The organism is Thauera aromatica, assembly GCF_023093595.1.
Classification (GTDB): Bacteria; Pseudomonadota; Gammaproteobacteria; order Burkholderiales; family Rhodocyclaceae; genus Thauera; species Thauera aromatica_A.
In genome coordinates, this window is record NZ_JALLIK010000108.1 from 174,265 (window position 1) to 188,605 (window position 14,341).

The 14,341-nt window shown below is 69.9% G+C and carries 13 protein-coding genes; 7 read left to right on the forward strand and 6 right to left on the reverse strand.

Annotated features, from left to right (window positions below; translation table 11 throughout):
- Positions 1-117 precede the first annotated feature (117 nt).
- Together MXC99_RS14385 and MXC99_RS14390 are read left to right on the forward strand one after the other, a co-directional pair.
- Complete coding sequence (locus MXC99_RS14385; RefSeq protein ID WP_247726108.1) at positions 118-1,215, forward strand: efflux RND transporter periplasmic adaptor subunit; 1,098 nt, start codon at positions 118-120, stop codon at positions 1,213-1,215.
- A gap of 9 nt (positions 1,216-1,224) precedes the next feature.
- Positions 1,225-4,299, forward strand: a complete 3,075-nt coding sequence (locus MXC99_RS14390) for an efflux RND transporter permease subunit (protein ID WP_247726109.1) — start codon at positions 1,225-1,227, stop codon at positions 4,297-4,299.
- 68 nt (positions 4,300-4,367) lie between these two features.
- On the opposite strand, the gene MXC99_RS14395 is transcribed toward MXC99_RS14390, so the two are convergent.
- The 4 genes from MXC99_RS14395 to MXC99_RS14410 form a co-directional block, all read right to left on the reverse strand.
- A complete protein-coding gene (locus MXC99_RS14395) occupies positions 4,368-4,913 on the reverse strand; it encodes a DUF1415 domain-containing protein (protein WP_247726110.1) in 546 nt (181 codons plus the stop codon).
- Between the two features lie 45 nt (positions 4,914-4,958).
- On the reverse strand, positions 4,959-5,954 hold the full coding sequence (gene miaA, locus MXC99_RS14400; protein ID WP_247726111.1) for a tRNA (adenosine(37)-N6)-dimethylallyltransferase MiaA: 996 nt from the start codon (positions 5,952-5,954) through the stop codon (positions 4,959-4,961).
- A gap of 88 nt (positions 5,955-6,042) precedes the next feature.
- Entirely contained in the window at positions 6,043-6,609 is a 567-nt protein-coding gene (locus MXC99_RS14405; RefSeq protein ID WP_247726112.1) for a FlgO family outer membrane protein, read from the reverse strand.
- Positions 6,610-6,612: 3 nt separating this feature from the next.
- Positions 6,613-7,308 carry a hypothetical protein gene (locus MXC99_RS14410; RefSeq protein WP_247726113.1) on the reverse strand — a complete coding sequence of 232 codons (696 nt, stop codon included), beginning with the start codon at positions 7,306-7,308 and terminating at the stop codon, positions 6,613-6,615.
- A 392-nt stretch (positions 7,309-7,700) separates the two neighbouring features.
- On the opposite strand from MXC99_RS14410, the gene MXC99_RS14415 reads away from it, so the two are divergent.
- Entirely contained in the window at positions 7,701-8,246 is a 546-nt protein-coding gene (locus tag MXC99_RS14415; RefSeq protein ID WP_247726114.1) for a YqaA family protein, read from the forward strand.
- Positions 8,247-8,275: 29 nt separating this feature from the next.
- Here MXC99_RS14415 and mutL read toward each other — a convergent pair whose 3' ends face one another.
- Positions 8,276-10,207, reverse strand: a complete 1,932-nt coding sequence (mutL, locus tag MXC99_RS14420; RefSeq protein WP_247726115.1) for a DNA mismatch repair endonuclease MutL — start codon at positions 10,205-10,207, stop codon at positions 8,276-8,278.
- Between the two features lie 151 nt (positions 10,208-10,358).
- On the opposite strand from mutL, the gene purN reads away from it, so the two are divergent.
- From purN to MXC99_RS14440, 4 genes are read left to right on the forward strand one after another with little or no spacing between them, the layout of a single operon-like run.
- Positions 10,359-11,015 carry a phosphoribosylglycinamide formyltransferase gene (purN, locus tag MXC99_RS14425; RefSeq protein ID WP_247726116.1) on the forward strand — a complete coding sequence of 219 codons (657 nt, stop codon included), beginning with the start codon at positions 10,359-10,361 and terminating at the stop codon, positions 11,013-11,015.
- Positions 11,015-11,776, forward strand: coding sequence for a DUF3108 domain-containing protein (locus tag MXC99_RS14430; protein WP_247726117.1), 762 nt, complete (start codon positions 11,015-11,017; stop codon positions 11,774-11,776). The genes purN and MXC99_RS14430 overlap by 1 nt, the downstream gene beginning before the upstream one ends.
- An 11-nt stretch (positions 11,777-11,787) precedes the next feature.
- Positions 11,788-13,086, forward strand: coding sequence for an RsmB/NOP family class I SAM-dependent RNA methyltransferase (locus tag MXC99_RS14435; protein ID WP_247726118.1), 1,299 nt, complete (start codon positions 11,788-11,790; stop codon positions 13,084-13,086).
- A gap of 46 nt (positions 13,087-13,132) precedes the next feature.
- Complete coding sequence (locus tag MXC99_RS14440) at positions 13,133-13,678, forward strand: phospholipase D family protein (RefSeq protein WP_432654256.1); 546 nt, start codon at positions 13,133-13,135, stop codon at positions 13,676-13,678.
- Between the two features lie 143 nt (positions 13,679-13,821).
- Here MXC99_RS14440 and queD read toward each other — a convergent pair whose 3' ends face one another.
- Positions 13,822-14,265, reverse strand: coding sequence for a 6-carboxytetrahydropterin synthase QueD (gene queD / locus MXC99_RS14445; RefSeq protein ID WP_247726119.1), 444 nt, complete (start codon positions 14,263-14,265; stop codon positions 13,822-13,824).
- Between the last annotated feature and the right edge of the window lie 76 nt (positions 14,266-14,341).

The window sequence follows — 14,341 nt, forward strand, 5'->3', positions numbered from 1 at the left end:
CGTGCAGCGAAGGCGGTTTGCAACGCAGCGGCGTAACCGGGCGAGGCGGGCGGGTGCGGTGTTGTGTGACAATCGGGAAATTGCCCGCCGCTCCAAGCCCTCCAAGCCGCTAACGCCATGTCTTCTCGCCACCCCTTCATCGTCATTGCCAGCCTGATCGGCCTCGCACTCCTGGCCGGCTATGCCTGGCATGCGAGCCGAAGTCCGGGGGGCGTGCCGCGCTCCGGTCCCGATGCGCCGGCGGCCGTGGTGCCGGTCGCGGTCGAGACGCACGCAGTGCGGACGCTGGCGCTGGCCGATGACGTCACCGCGGTCGGCTCGCTGGTGTCGAATGAATCGGTGGTGCTGCGCCCCGAAGTGGCCGGGCGGATCGCCGCGATCGGCTTTCGCGATGGCAGCGCGGTGCGGCGCGGCGACGTGCTGGTCGAACTGGATGCCGCGGTGCAGCGCGCCGAGCTGGAGCAGGCGCGCGCCGCTCTCACCCTCGCCGAATCGAGCTTCCATCGTGCCCAGGATCTGTTCGCGCGCAAATTCGTCAGCCAGAGCAGCCTCGACAGCGCCCGTGCCCAGCTCGAGGTGGCGCGTGCCGGCGTCGCGCTGGCGCAGGCGCGGCTGGCGCGCATGCAGATCCGCGCCCCCTTCGACGGTGTGGTGGGGCTCCGTAGCGTGAGCCCGGGCGACTTCGTCAAGGACGGGGACGCGCTGGTCAATGTCGAAGATATCGCCACCTTGAAGGTCGATTTCCGTCTGCCCGAGCAGTACCTCGACCGGGTGCGGGCGGGGCAGACCCTGTCGCTCGCCAGCGACGCGCTGCCGGGGGAGCGCTTCGCCGCCACCGTCGACGCGGTCGATCCGCTGGTCGATGCGCAGGGCCGGGCGCTGCGCCTGCGCGCCCGGCTGGAAAATCCGGGAATGCGGCTGCGTCCGGGCGGCTTCGTGCGCGTGCGCCTGATCCTGGCCGAGCGCGGCGACGTGGTGATGGTGCCCGAGACGGCCCTGGTGCCGGCGCCCGGCAACGTGCAGTTCGTCTACCGGGTCGCCGAGGGCAAGGCACAGCGGGTGGTGGTCGGCACCGGCGTGCGCCGCGAGGCGATGGTCGAGATCGTCGACGGCCTGCAGGCGGGCGACCAGGTGGTGACCGCGGGACAGCTGAAGCTGCGCGACGGTGCCCCAGTGCAGGTGCGCGCCGGCGGCAGCGCGGCGCCGGCCGACTGAGAGCGGGCGATGGTCGTCTCCGAGATCTGCATCCGCCGCCCGGTGTTCGCCACCGTGCTGTCCCTGCTGGTGCTGCTGGTCGGGCTGATGTCGTACTCGCGCCTTGCCGTGCGCGAGTACCCCAACATCGACGAGCCGGTGGTCACCGTCGACACCACCTACCGCGGCGCCAGCGCCGAGATCGTCGAGTCGCAGGTGACGAAGCCGCTGGAGGACTCGCTCGCCGGGATCGAGGGGGTGGACGTGCTGTCCTCGATCAGCCGCCAGGAGCGCAGCCAGATCACCGTGCGCTTCCGCGTCGAGCGCGCTGCCGACAGCGCCGCCGCCGACGTGCGCGACCGCGTCTCGCGGGTGCGCCGGCGCCTGCCCGACGACATCGACGAGCCGGTGATCGCCAAGGTCGAGGCCGACGCCAACCCGATCATCTGGGTGGCGTTCTCGTCCGACCGCCACTCGGCGCTGGAGATGAGCGACTTCGCCAGCCGCATCATCAAGCCGCGCCTGCAGACCCTGCCCGGCGCGGCCGACGCCCGCGTGTACGGCGAGCGCCGCTATGCGATGCGGATCTGGCTCGACCGCGAGCGCCTGGCCGCATTCGGCCTCACCGTGCAGGACGTCGAGGACGCCATCCGGCGCCAGAACGTGGAACTCCCGGCTGGGCGCATCGAGAGCCGCGAGCGCGAGTTCGCCGTCGTCGCACAGACCGATCTGGCCGAGCCGGCCCAGTTCGCCGCCGTCGTCGTGCGCCCGCCGGCCACGCCCGACGCCTATACGGTGCGCATCGGCGATGTCGGCCGGGTGGAGCTGGCGCCCGAGAGCGAGCGCACTTCGGTGCGCTTCCTGGGGCGGCCGTCGATCTCGATCGGCCTGATCAAGCAGGCCACCGCCAACCCGCTCGATCTCAAGCGCGGGCTGGTGGAGATGCTGCCGCGACTCGAGGCCGAGCTGCCGGCCGGGATGTCGATGACGATCGCCAACGACACCACGGTGTTCATCGAGCGCTCGATCGAGGCGGTGTTCACCACGATCTGGGAGGCGGTGCTGCTGGTCGCCGCGGTGTGCTTCTTCTTCCTGCGCAACTGGCGGGCGATGCTGGTGCCGCTGGTGACGATTCCGGTGTCGCTGGTGGGGGCGTTCACGCTGATGTTCGCCTTCGGCTTCTCGATCAACACCCTGACCCTGCTCGCCCTGGTGCTGGCGATCGGCCTCGTCGTCGACGACGCGATCGTGGTCCTGGAGAACATCTACCGCCACATCGAGGACGGCATGGCGCCGCTCGCCGCGGCCTTCCGCGGGGCGAAGGAGATCGGCTTCGCGATCGTGGCGATGACGATCACGCTGGCCGCGGTGTATGCCCCGGTGGCGTTCATGAGCGGGCGCACCGGCAAGCTGTTTACCGAGTTCGCCCTCACCCTGGCCGGCGCGGTGCTGGTGTCGGGCTTCGTCGCGCTGACCCTGTCGCCGATGATGTGCGCCCGGCTGCTGCGCCATGAGCGGCGCCATGGTGCGGTGTACAACGCCATCGAAGGCTTTCTCGGGGCGCTGACCGCGGGCTACCGCCGGACCCTGGCGGCGGCGCTGGCGCGGCGCTGGGTGGTGATGCTGGCGTTCGCGGTGGTGGCCGGCAGCGCGGTGGTGCTGCTCGGGCAGCTGAAGACCGAGCTCGCACCGCAGGAGGACCGTGGCCGCGTGATCGGGATCTTCTCCGGCCCGGAAGGCGCCTCCCTCGATTACATGGCGCGTTACGCGCGCGAGATCGAGGACGTCTATGCCGGGCTGCCCGAAGTCGACCGCTACCTGGTGATCGCCGGCAACCCGACCGTGTCCCAGGGCATCTCCTTCGTCGGCTTCACCGACTGGGCCGCGCGCACACGCTCGGCGGCGCAGATCGGCGCCGAGCTGCAGCCGAAGCTGCGCGCCATCCCCGGCGTCAACGCCTTCCCGGTGCAGCCCGCCTCGTTCGGCCAGAGTCCGCGTTCGCGCCCGGTCGGCTTCGTGGTTTCGACTTCGGAGAGTTACGACGAACTCGCCCGCGTCGCCGACGCCCTGCTCGATGCGATGCGCGCCAACCCCGGCTTCGTGTCGCCCGACACCGACCTCAAGCTGACGCTCCCCGAGCTCGCGGTGGACGTCGACCGCGACCGCGCCGCCGACCTCGGGGTCGCGGTGGATGTGATCGGGCGCACCCTGGAAACCATGCTCGGCGGCCGCCCGGTCACCCGCTTCAAGCGCGATGCCGAGCAGTACGACGTGATCGTGCAGGTCGAGGCCGGCAGCCGTGCCGACCCGCGCGACATCCGCGACATCTTCGTGCGCGCCCGCGATGGCGGGATGGTGCCGCTGTCGAGCGTGGTGGCGGTGAGCGAGCGGGTGGCGCCGCGCGAGCTCAACCATTTCGGCCAGCGCCGCTCGGTGACGATCTCCGCCAATCTGGCGCCGGACTACGCCCTCGGCGAGGCCCTGCAGTGGCTGGAGGACACTGCCGCGCGCACCCTGCCGCCGGGCTACGGCACCGACTACGATGGCCAGTCGCGCGAGTTCAAGACCAGTTCGGCGAGCCTGGCGCTGGTGTTCGTGCTCGCGCTCGCCTTCATCTACCTGGTGCTGGCGGCGCAGTTCGAGAGCTTCCGCGATCCCTTCATCATCATGCTGACGGTGCCGCTGTCGATGGCGGGTGCACTCGGCGCGCTGTGGCTTGCCGGCGGCACGCTCAACGTCTACAGCCAGATCGGGCTGGTGACCCTGGTCGGCCTGATCACCAAGCACGGCATCCTGATCGTCGAGTTCGCCAACCAGCTGCGCGAACCGGGGCAGGGGCGGACGGTCGACGAGGCGGTGCTGGAGGCGGCGGTGCTGCGCCTGCGACCGATCCTGATGACCACCGGAGCGATGGTGCTGGGGGCGATCCCGCTCGCGCTCGCCACCGGGGCCGGGGCCGAGAGCCGCCAGCAGATCGGCTGGGTGATCGTCGGCGGGTTGCTGATTGGCACCGTGTTCACCCTGTTCGTGGTGCCGACGGTGTACACGCTGCTGGCGCGGCGGGCGCGCGCGGCGGTGGCGGCGCCGGGCGGGGCGGCGGGCTGAAAAAGCGCAGCGCGGGGACGGCCGTGCCCGCCGCGCCCGCGGAATGTCAGTCCGAGGTCATCCCGAGCTCAGCCGAAGAAGTGGGGGAAGAGCCGGCGCTTGTCTTCCGCGGTGAGTCCTTCCATGCGCCGGATGTTGCGTTCGGGGATGGCGTCGATGTCGGGGTAATGGGCGAGGACGTGCTCCAGGCTGTCCTCGCGCAGCAGGTGCAGCAGCGGCCACGGCGAACGGTTGGTGAGGTTGCCCGGATCGTCGGGCGCGGTGTCGGCGAACTGGTACTGGGGGTGGAAGCTCGCCACCTGCAGCTCGCCCTCCCAGCCGAACTGCTCGACCCAGAGGTCGACCGCGTCGAGGAAGTCATTGTAGTCGGCGAAGTCCTCGAGCATAGCGGGGATCGCCAGCAAGGTGGTCTCGAGCTCGGCCGCCGGGGTGTCGGACAGGCGCTCGAGTTCGGCCTGCAGGTCGTTGAGCAGGGTTTCCTCGTCGGTGGCGTGGCTGACCGCGATGCGCACGCGCTTTTCCCGGCGCGGTTTGGCGGCGAAGGGGCAGAGGTCGAGGCCGATGACGACTTCGTCCAGCCAGTGTTCGATGTCGGCGATGATCTGTTCGTCCATGGGAGCCTCGGAAGGTGAGTGGGCGGAAGCGGGAGCGGGGAAGGCTCAGGCGTCGAGCAGGCGGCGTGCGGCCTCGAGCACTGCGGCGGGCAGGTCGGGGCGCAGGCAGTCGAGTTCGATCAGCCCCGGCCAGCGCTCGCGGAACTGGCGCTGCCAGGTGAGCTGACGCTTGGCGAGCTGGCGGGTGGCGGCGATACCCTTGAAGCGCAGCGCATCGGCATCGATTGCGCCGTCGAGGTATTCCCAGGCCTGGCGGTAGCCGACGCAGCGCATCGACGGCAGGGCCGGGTCGAGGCGATATTTCGTCCGCAGCCGGCGCACTTCGTCGATGAAGCCGGCGTCGAGCATGGCGTCGAAGCGCGCGGCGATGCGGGCGTGGAGCACGGCGCGGTTCGAAGGCGCGAGCGCGATCGGCAGCAGCCGGCAGGGCAGGGGGGCGTCTTCGGCCTGCGCATAGCTGGCGGCGAGCGGGCGGCCGGTGAGGCGCACGATCTCCAGCGCGCGCTGGATGCGCTGGGCGTCGGTGGGCGCGAGGCGGGCGGCGGCCTCGGGGTCGAGCATGGCGAGCTCGGCATGCAGCGCCGGCCAGCCGCGTGCGGCGGCATCCTCGTCGAGCGCGCGGCGCAGCGCGGGGTCGGCCGCGGGCAGGTCGGAAAGCCCGTCGCGCAGCGCCTTGAAGTACAGCATCGTGCCACCGGCGAGCAGCGGAATCCGCCCGCGTGCGCCGATCGCCCGCATCAGCGCGATGGCGTCGTCACGAAAGCGCGCGGCGCCGTAGCTTTCTTCCGGCGAGATGAGGTCGATCAGGTGGTGCGGGCACGCCGCACGCTCTTCCGCGCTCGGCTTGGCGGTGCCGATGTCCATGTCGCGATACACCAGCGCCGAATCCACGCTCACCACCTCCACCGGCAGATGCCGGGCGAGCGCGAGCGCGCTTGCGGTTTTGCCGCTGGCGGTGGGGCCGAGCAGCAGCAGGGCGGGCGGCAGGCCGGCAGTGGGGCCGGAATGATGGGCGTCGGGGGGCACGCAGGCGGAGGGCATCGGGGGGCAAGAGTCGGTGGCGGGCGATTATCCCCCAGAAGCGGGGGGCTGGCGCGAATCGCGCCTGGTTGGCCGACCCCGGGGGCGCTCAGGGGCTCGTGCTCAACATCGAGCTGGTCATTGCATCGAGGGGGAGCGCGTAGTCGTGCGCCGCCAGCACGATGTTGGTCTCGGGTTGAATCACCTTCAGATTGACGAACACCAGTTCGTTGCTCTGTGCATAGGTGCCGACGACCACCGCCTGCGCATCGTGCGAATTGGCAATGTCATGGATTTCGCGGGTCAGCATCAGTTCGCCCTGGTTGCGCGCCATGTAGACCCTGCTGCGGAACTTCATCTCGACCATCCGGTACCCGGCTTGTGAAAAACGCGCCGAAACGTGCTCGGAAATCAGCCGGCCGAGGGTGGATGAGCGGTTGAGGGCGTCGATATTGACGACCGTGGCGATGATCAACGGGGAGCCGGTCGCCAGGCGATTCTGCAACTGTGCCAGCAGCGTTGCGGCCGCGGCGTAGTTGGCGGGAATCAGCGGGTTGGCCGCGGCCTGCTGGTAGGTCGGCTCCTTGCGTACGGCCTTGGCCTGGGTGGTGCACCCTCCGGTGCTCAGGGCGATGATCCCGGCCAGTGCGACAGCGGGCGTGCTATGCCTGAACATCCTTCAGTCTCCTTCGACCTGGAAGGTCTTGATGACCGGGCGCAACACTTCCTGCGGAAGGGGCTTCAGGTAAAGGCGCTGGTCGGAATCGGCGACGTAATAGACGCTGGTATTGCGTGCAAGATAATGGGTGGCACCAGTGACGCTGGCATTGACGATGATTTCCATCGATGGGGTGGCACCGGCGGCGAATTCGGACTCCGACCAGGCGAGGGCATCGGCGGCGCCCAGGGCGAGCAGGGCGGCCTGGCCGGCGCCCGAGGGGGCGTGTTCGACGATGTCGTACAGCACCCAGACTCCGGCGCCGAGGGCGGTGGCCTTTCCGGCGTGGCGGTACTGCTGCCGGTCGGCGGCGAACGGAACGGCCTGGGTGTCGAGCTCCACCTGCAGTGCGCCTTCGTGGACCCGCGTCACCAGATGGCCGGCGTCCACGAGTGTCGTGACCAGTTGGGCGTTGAACGCGCGCTCGAATGCGGACGGGTTTTCCTGAGGAACGATGAACAGGGGCGCACTCTTGGGCACTCTGGAGGAGAGGCGCGTTGCGACGTCGTGGGCGATGGTGTTCCAGTGTGCGGCTGCCTGCAGTTTGTGCTGCTTGGCCGTTGCGAAGTTCGTGGCCAGCGGTGCCGGCGAGTACGGGGTGCTGCAGGCAGTTGCCGCCAGGATCGTGGCCGCGGCAGCGGCGAGGCTTTTCATCATGGAGCTCGATTTGAAGGAGATCACCCGCCGCCCTCCGGGGAATGACGAGTGCCTGCAAGAAAGGTGAAACGGCATATTGGCGAAGCCGGCCGAAACTAGCAGAAAACGCCGTCCCGCTCAATTCAGGCTGCAGCCGGTGAAGGACCGGTGCGGTGCGGGGGGCGATGCCTAAAAATGAGGCGGCGGCGTATTTCAATACAATAACAATGGCTTGCGATGCTTATCCACAGCTTGTCCAGACGGCTTCCCACGCCGGCTGGGGAAAACGTTCCGGGGCACGCATGCGGCGGCGGTGCAGCGGTTATCATTGCCGTCCGCGGTGTTGCGGGACTTTTCTTGCTTATGGTTCCGGGGGGAACGTGAAGATCTTTTCGCCGTTGTACGAGCGTGCGATGACCTGGTCGAGGCACCGGCGCGCGCCGTGGTTCCTCGGCGGGTTGAGTTTTGCCGAGTCGTCCTTCTTTCCGATTCCGCCGGATGTGATGCTGGCGCCGATGAGCCTGGCCAACCCGCGCCGGGCGTGGTGGTTCGCGCTGCTGACCACCCTGGCCTCGGTCGCCGGTGGGCTGTTCGGCTATCTGATCGGCCACTACGCCTTCGATGCAATCGAGCCCTGGCTGCGCACGAGCGCGTACTGGGGGGCCTACACGCAGGCCGCGGCGTGGTTCGAGGCCTGGGGGTTCTGGGCGATCTTCGTCGCCGGGTTTTCGCCGATTCCGTACAAGGTGTTCACGATCGCCGCAGGGGTGGTCTCGATGGCGCTGATGCCGTTTACGCTGGCATCGCTGATCGGGCGCGGGGCGCGCTTCTTCCTGGTAGCCGGGCTGATGGCCTGGGGCGGAGCGCGGATGGAAGCGGTGCTGCGCAAGTACGTCGATCGCCTGGGCTGGGCGACGGTCGGGGCGGTAGTGGTCGGAGTGCTCCTCTACCGGGCTTGAGCCGGGATGGCGGCGGTTTTTGGCGGCTTTTACTGACCGCGCATGAAGAAGCGGTCGAGCTCGGCGAGGCTCAGCTGGGTCCAGGTCGGACGACCGTGGTTGCACTGGTCGGCGCGTTCGGTCGCTTCCATGTCGCGCAGCAGGGCGTTCATCTCGGGGAGGGTGAGCTGGCGGTTGGCACGCACCGCACCATGGCAGGCCATGGTGGCGAGCAACGCGTTGCGGCGCGCGGCGACCACTTCGGTGGCGGGGTATTCGCGCAGTTCCTGCAGCAGCTGGCGCATCAGCTCGGCGACCGGGGCCGAGGCGAGCAAGGCCGGGACGCTGCGCACCGCCAACTCCTGCGGGCCGGCGGCGCCAACGTCGAACCCCATGGCGGCGAGCACTTCGCTGCACTCGTCGGCGGCGGCAAGGTCCTTCGCCCCGACCGAGAACACCGCCGGAATCAGCAGGCGTTGCACCGCCGGGCGGCCGTCGAGCACGGTCTTGAGCTTTTCGTAGAGGATGCGCTCGTGGGCCGCGTGCATGTCCACCAGCACCAGCCCGGCGCTGTTCTGGGCGAGGATGTAGATGCCGTGCAGCTGGGCGAGGGCAAAGCCGAGCGGGGGCGAGCCGTCGTTCGCGAGCGAGGACGGGGGCAGTGGCGTGCTTCCGGCGCGGCGCCATTCACCGTCCCGCGGGTTTTCCGCGGTGGCGCCGGATCGGGCGCCGGTGCCGGTGGCGGCCGCGGTGGCGCTTGCGGGCGGGCCGACGGGGGGCGCAGGGCGGGCGCCGGCGGCGAAGTCGAAGTATGCGCGGCTGGCCGGCTCCATCGCCAGCAGGCCCTGCTGCGCGGCGACCGCCGGCCAGGCGTGCGCCGGCGGACGGGCGGCGGGCGGCGAGGCGGCGGGAGTTCCCGCACCCGGCCAGCCGTCAGTCTGGCCTTCGTCCGCCCGTGCTCCGTCCGCTCGGGGGCGGCCTTGCGGGGGCATGGCGCACCCTGCACCGGATTCCGCCAGCGTGCGCTCGAGCGCGTGATAGACGAACTGATGCACCGCGCGCGCTTCGCGAAAGCGCACCTCGATCTTCGCCGGATGAACGTTGACATCCACGCCGGCAGGGTCGATGCCGAGGAACAGCACGTAGGCCGGGTGGCGGCTGCCGTGCAGGATGTCGGCGTAGGCTTCGCGCACCGCATGGGTCAGCAGCTTGTCGCGGACGAAGCGGCCATTGACAAAGAAATACTGCGCGTCGCGGCTGCTGCGGGAGTAGGCCGGCAGCGAGGCGAAGCCGGTCAGGCGCAGCGGGCCGGCATCGGCCGTCACTTCGCGCGCATGCTGGAGGAAGTCGTCGCCCATCAGCGCCGCCACCCGCGCCGCGACGGAGCCGGGGGGCAGGCGGTGGATGACGCGGCCGTTGTGCGACAGCTGCAGGCCGATCTCGGGCCGCGCCAGGGCGACGCGGCGGAACATGTCGTCGCAATGGGCGTACTCGGTGGCTTCGCGCTTGAGGAACTTGCGTCGTGCCGGAGTGTTGTAATACAGGTCGGCGACGTCCACCACGGTGCCCTGATTGAGCGCTGCGGGCGCCAGGCTGCGCTCGTCGCCGTCGATGCGCCAGGCGTGGGCGGCGCCTTCGGCGCGGCTGGCGAGGGTGGTGCGCGCCACTGCGGCGATCGCCGCCAGTGCCTCGCCGCGAAAGCCCATGGTGGCGACGTGTTCGAGGTCGTCGAGGCTGGCGATCTTGCTGGTGGCGTGGCGCTCGAGGGCAAGGGCGAGGTCGTCGCGCTCGATGCCGCAGCCGTCGTCGGTGACGCGGATGCGGCGCACGCCGCCCTGCTCGAGCTGGACCTCGATCGCGCGCGCACCGGCGTCGACGGCGTTTTCCAGCACTTCCTTGAGCACCGACGCGGGGCGGTCGACGACTTCGCCGGCGGCGATCTGGTTGACGAGCAAGTCGGGCAGGGGATGGATGCGGGACATGGGGCGGGGCCGGGGCGGAACGGCGCATTATACAAGGGGCCGAAAACCGCTTTGCGTTGAGCAGCGGGGGTGAACTTTTTCCGATGCACACCGGTCCGCCGTCTACAATGCGGCCCGGTCCTGTCCTGCCCTTTTTTCTCCTCGCCTTCCCATGAAATCCATCGTCATCCTCATCTCCGGCCGCGGCAGCAACATGGAAGCGATCGTGCGCGCCAGGATCCCCGGCGCCCGTATCGCCGCGGTGATCAGCAACCGGCCCGCAGCCGGCGGGCTGGCCTTCGCTCAGGCGCATGGCATCGCCACCGCGGTGGTCGATCACACCGCCCATGCCGAGCGCACGGACTTCGATGCCGCGCTGGCGGCCTGCATCGACACCCATGCCCCCGACCTGGTGGTGCTTGCCGGCTTCATGCGCCTGCTGACCCCGGCTTTCGTGCAGCGCTACGAAGGGCGCCTGCTCAACATCCACCCCTCGCTGCTGCCCGCCTTCCCGGGGCTGCATACCCACCGCCAGGCGATCGAAACCGGCGTGCGCGTGCATGGCGCCACCGTGCATTTCGTCACCGCGGCGCTCGACAGCGGTCCGATCGTCATCCAGGCGGCGGTGCCGGTGCTGCCGGCCGACGACGAGGCGACGCTGGCGGCGCGCGTGCTGGCGCAGGAGCACCGGATCTACCCGCAGGCGGTGCGCTGGTTCGTCGACGACCGGCTGGCGATCGACGACCGGGGCCGGGTCCGGGTGCGCGGTGTGCGCCTCGATGAGGCCGGGTGCACGGTGCCGCCGCTCGAGACCGGGGAGGCGGACTGATGCTGCGGCGCGCGCTGGCGGGCTTGCTCCTGATCGGCGCGGCGGTGCTGCCGCTGCAGGTCGGGGCCGCAACTGCCGAACCGCCGGCGGCGGGCAGCATCGGTTTCGACGTGCATTACGGTGAACGCGGCTTCAAGGTGGGCGAAGCGCTGCATCAGTGGCACATCGGCGAGACCCGCTACGAACTGCGGCTGAATCTGGAGGCGAGCGGGCTGGCGGGCCTGTTCGGGCTCCAGTACGAGCAGCGCAGCACCGGCACCATCGACCGCCACGGCCTGCGCCCCGAGCGCTTCAGCGTCGAGCAGCGCGGGCGCAAACCCGAAAGCGCCCATTTCGACTGGAGCGGGGAGCGGGTCAGCATCCGCCGTGGCGACACCGAGCGGCGCTCGGGCGAGATCCGTCCCGGCGACCAGGATCTGCTCAGCCTGTGGCACCAGGCGCGGCGCGTCGCGCGCTCCGGCAAGAGCGCCACGGTGGCGGTGGCGACGGGCAAGAGCCTCAAGCAGGCGACGCTGGAAGTGCTCGGCGAGGAAGTGCTGGACCTGCCGATCGGCCGCGTCGCGACCGTGCGCATGAGAGCCTACGCCGCCGACGGCGGGCTCGACATCGGCATCTGGCTGTCGCTGGCGCACGGGCTGCTTCCGGTGCGCATCCGCATCGAAGATGAAAAGGGCGCGGTGCTCGACCAGCGCGCGGCACGGATCGAACTCGGTCCTGCCGGCGAGGCGACCCGGGCGAACACGAATTCGAACAAGAACTGAGCACACCGGATATGAACCGACCGACCAAGACCAAGGCACCCGAAGGGGCCGTTTCCCGCCCGCTGTTCATTCACGCCACCCAGGCGCTGGGGGCTGTGCTGACTTTCGAACACCCGGCCGACGCAGTGCTGTCGCGCCACTTTCGCGACAATCGCGAACTCGGTCATCGCGACCGTGGCTTCATCGCCGAGTCGATCTACGGCGTGCTGCGCCGGCTGCGCTGGCTGCGCCGGCTGGCCGGCGACGAGGCGACCCCGCGCATGCTGCTGCTGGCCTGGCTGGCGCGCGGTGAGGGTTGGCCGATGCGGAACTTCGAAGGCCTGGCGAGCGCGACCGAGCGCGACTGGGTGGCGACGCTGAAAGCGGCCGAGCCGGGCGCGATGTCGCTCGCCGAGCGCGCCGATCTGCCCGACTGGCTGGCCGAGCGCCTGCGCGCGCAGATGAGCGAAGACGAACTGCTGGCGCTTGCCCATGGGCTCAACCGCCCGGCGCCGCTCGATCTGCGGGTGAACCAGCTCAAGGCCGACCGCGACGCGGTGCTCGCCCGCCTCGAGGCCGATGGCATCGGTGCGAGCGCGGGGCGGCTGTCACCGCAGGCGATCCGCCTGGCGGGCAAGCCGGCGCTGCAAAAGCACCCCTTGTTCATCGACGGCAGCTTCGAAGTGCAGGACGAAGGCAGCCAGCTGCTCGGCCTGCTGGTGCAGCCGCGGCGCGGCGAGCTGGTGGTCGATTTCTGCGCCGGCGCCGGCGGCAAGACCTTGCAGCTGGGAGCGATGATGCGTTCGAGCGGGCGGCTGTACGCCTTCGACGTATCCGACAAGCGCCTGGCCAAGCTCAAGCCGCGGATGGCGCGCGCCGGGCTGTCGAATGTGCATCCGGTGCTGATCGCGCACGAGAACGACGCCAGGGTCAAGCGCCTGGCGGGCAAGGCCGACCGCGTGCTGGTCGATGCGCCGTGCACCGGGCTGGGCACGCTGCGCCGTAATCCCGACCTGAAGTGGCGCCAGTCGCCGGCCGCGGTCGCCGAAATGACCGCCAAGCAAGGCGCCATCCTCGCTGCCGCCGCACGCCTGGTGCGTCCTGGCGGGCGCCTGGTGTATGCGACCTGCAGCCTGCTCGCGGAAGAAAACGACGGCGTGGTCGACGCCTTCCTCGCCGCCCATCCGGAGTTTCGCGTGTGCTCGGCGCAGGACATCCTGTCCAGGCAGGGCGTCGCACTCGAGACCGGCGAGCGTCTGCGCCTGCTGCCGCAGGTTCATGATACCGACGGTTTTTTCGCCGCGGTGATGGAGCGCGCCGGCGGTGCCTGAGCCTCGCGGCGCACGCATCGCCGGCCTGGCACTGGCGGCGAGGGGACTGTGCGTACTGCTGGGGGTGGCGGCCAGCGCCGGTCTTCAGGCGAGCCAGCGCTTTGCCGCGCGCGGCGAGATCGAACTCGCGTTCGTGCCCGGTGACGAGGCCGAGAAGCTCGTCCTCGATGTCATCCGCCGCGCCCGGCGCAGCCTCGAGGTGCAGGCCTACGTGTTCACCAGCCAGCCGATCGCCGACGCCATGGTCGCGGCCCATCGCCGCGGAGTGAAGGTCGAGGTGCTCGCCGATGCGAAGATGAACCGGCAGGGCAAGGGCAAGGCGATTCCGCGCCTGCTCGCCGCCGGGGTGCCGGTGGCGTTCGAGACCCAGTACGCCGCCGCCCACAACAAGGTGCTGATCGCCGATGCGGAAGGGCCGGGGTGCGCGGTGCTGACCGGTTCCTACAATTTCACCTGGTCGGCACGCGAGCGTAATGCCGAAAACCTGCTGGTGCTGCGCGACCATTGCGCGCTCGCGCGTGCCTACCGTGACAACTGGCGGCGCCACCGCGCCGAGGCGACGCCGGTGAAGTCGCTGCCGTGGCGGCGCTGACCGCGCGCGGAAATGACCAGGTAACCGGGGTGGCGAGCAGCGCTGCAGTGGGGCGGCGCTGACTGCGTGCGGAGGTGACGCTGGCCCCCGAGTGGACGCCGGCCCCCGGGTGCGCTGGCCGGCGGGGCGCTGTCGCGCCGGATTCAGCTGCGGAGGGCGTCGGCCCAGCAGTTCGGCGTTTCGTACAGGCGTACGCGTTCGAGGCGCAGATGGTTGCCGTAGCTGTCGCGGTATGCGGGGTCGAGGATGCGGAAGGCTTCGGCCGCCAGGTTCTCCGCGGTAGGGACGACGTCGAGCACCACGGTCTTGTGTCCGGGTAGCGAGGCGAGAAAGTCGAGGACCTTGCAGTCCTGGCGGTAGACGAGGAAAGCATGGTCCCAGCGCTCGACCACCAGCGCGTTGGCGATGCGCTTGACGTCGGCGAAGTCCATTACCATGCCGTTGACCGGCAGGCCGTCGGCCTCGATGATTTCGCCCGAGAGGGTGACTTCGAGCGCATAGCGGTGGCCGTGGAGGTGGCGGCACTGGCTGGCATGATCGGGAATCCGGTGTCCGGCGTCGAATTCGAGGCGGCGGGTGATGCGCATGGCGACTCTCGTGAACTGGGCGGCGGATTATATCACCGGCCGTTTCCGGTCTGGCCCGGAGCGGTTTTGCAAGTCT

Bases quoted from the DNA above. Each gene is read 5' to 3' on its own strand.
- miaA (WP_247726111.1), bottom strand. From the start codon at position 5,954: ATGCCCTCCGCCTGCGTGCCCCCCGACGCCCATCATTCCGGCCCCACT.
- MXC99_RS14385 (WP_247726108.1), top strand. From the start codon at position 118: ATGTCTTCTCGCCACCCCTTCATCGTCATTGCCAGCCTGATCGGCCTC.
- MXC99_RS14405 (WP_247726112.1), bottom strand. From the start codon at position 6,609: ATGTTCAGGCATAGCACGCCCGCTGTCGCACTGGCCGGGATCATCGCC.
- MXC99_RS14395 (WP_247726110.1), bottom strand. From the start codon at position 4,913: ATGGACGAACAGATCATCGCCGACATCGAACACTGGCTGGACGAAGTC.
- queD (WP_247726119.1), bottom strand. From the start codon at position 14,265: ATGCGCATCACCCGCCGCCTCGAATTCGACGCCGGACACCGGATTCCC.
- MXC99_RS14390 (WP_247726109.1), top strand. From the start codon at position 1,225: ATGGTCGTCTCCGAGATCTGCATCCGCCGCCCGGTGTTCGCCACCGTG.
- MXC99_RS14430 (WP_247726117.1), top strand. From the start codon at position 11,015: ATGCTGCGGCGCGCGCTGGCGGGCTTGCTCCTGATCGGCGCGGCGGTG.
- MXC99_RS14415 (WP_247726114.1), top strand. From the start codon at position 7,701: ATGACCTGGTCGAGGCACCGGCGCGCGCCGTGGTTCCTCGGCGGGTTG.
- MXC99_RS14435 (WP_247726118.1), top strand. From the start codon at position 11,788: ATGAACCGACCGACCAAGACCAAGGCACCCGAAGGGGCCGTTTCCCGC.
- purN (WP_247726116.1), top strand. From the start codon at position 10,359: ATGAAATCCATCGTCATCCTCATCTCCGGCCGCGGCAGCAACATGGAA.
- MXC99_RS14410 (WP_247726113.1), bottom strand. From the start codon at position 7,308: ATGATGAAAAGCCTCGCCGCTGCCGCGGCCACGATCCTGGCGGCAACT.
- mutL (WP_247726115.1), bottom strand. From the start codon at position 10,207: ATGTCCCGCATCCATCCCCTGCCCGACTTGCTCGTCAACCAGATCGCC.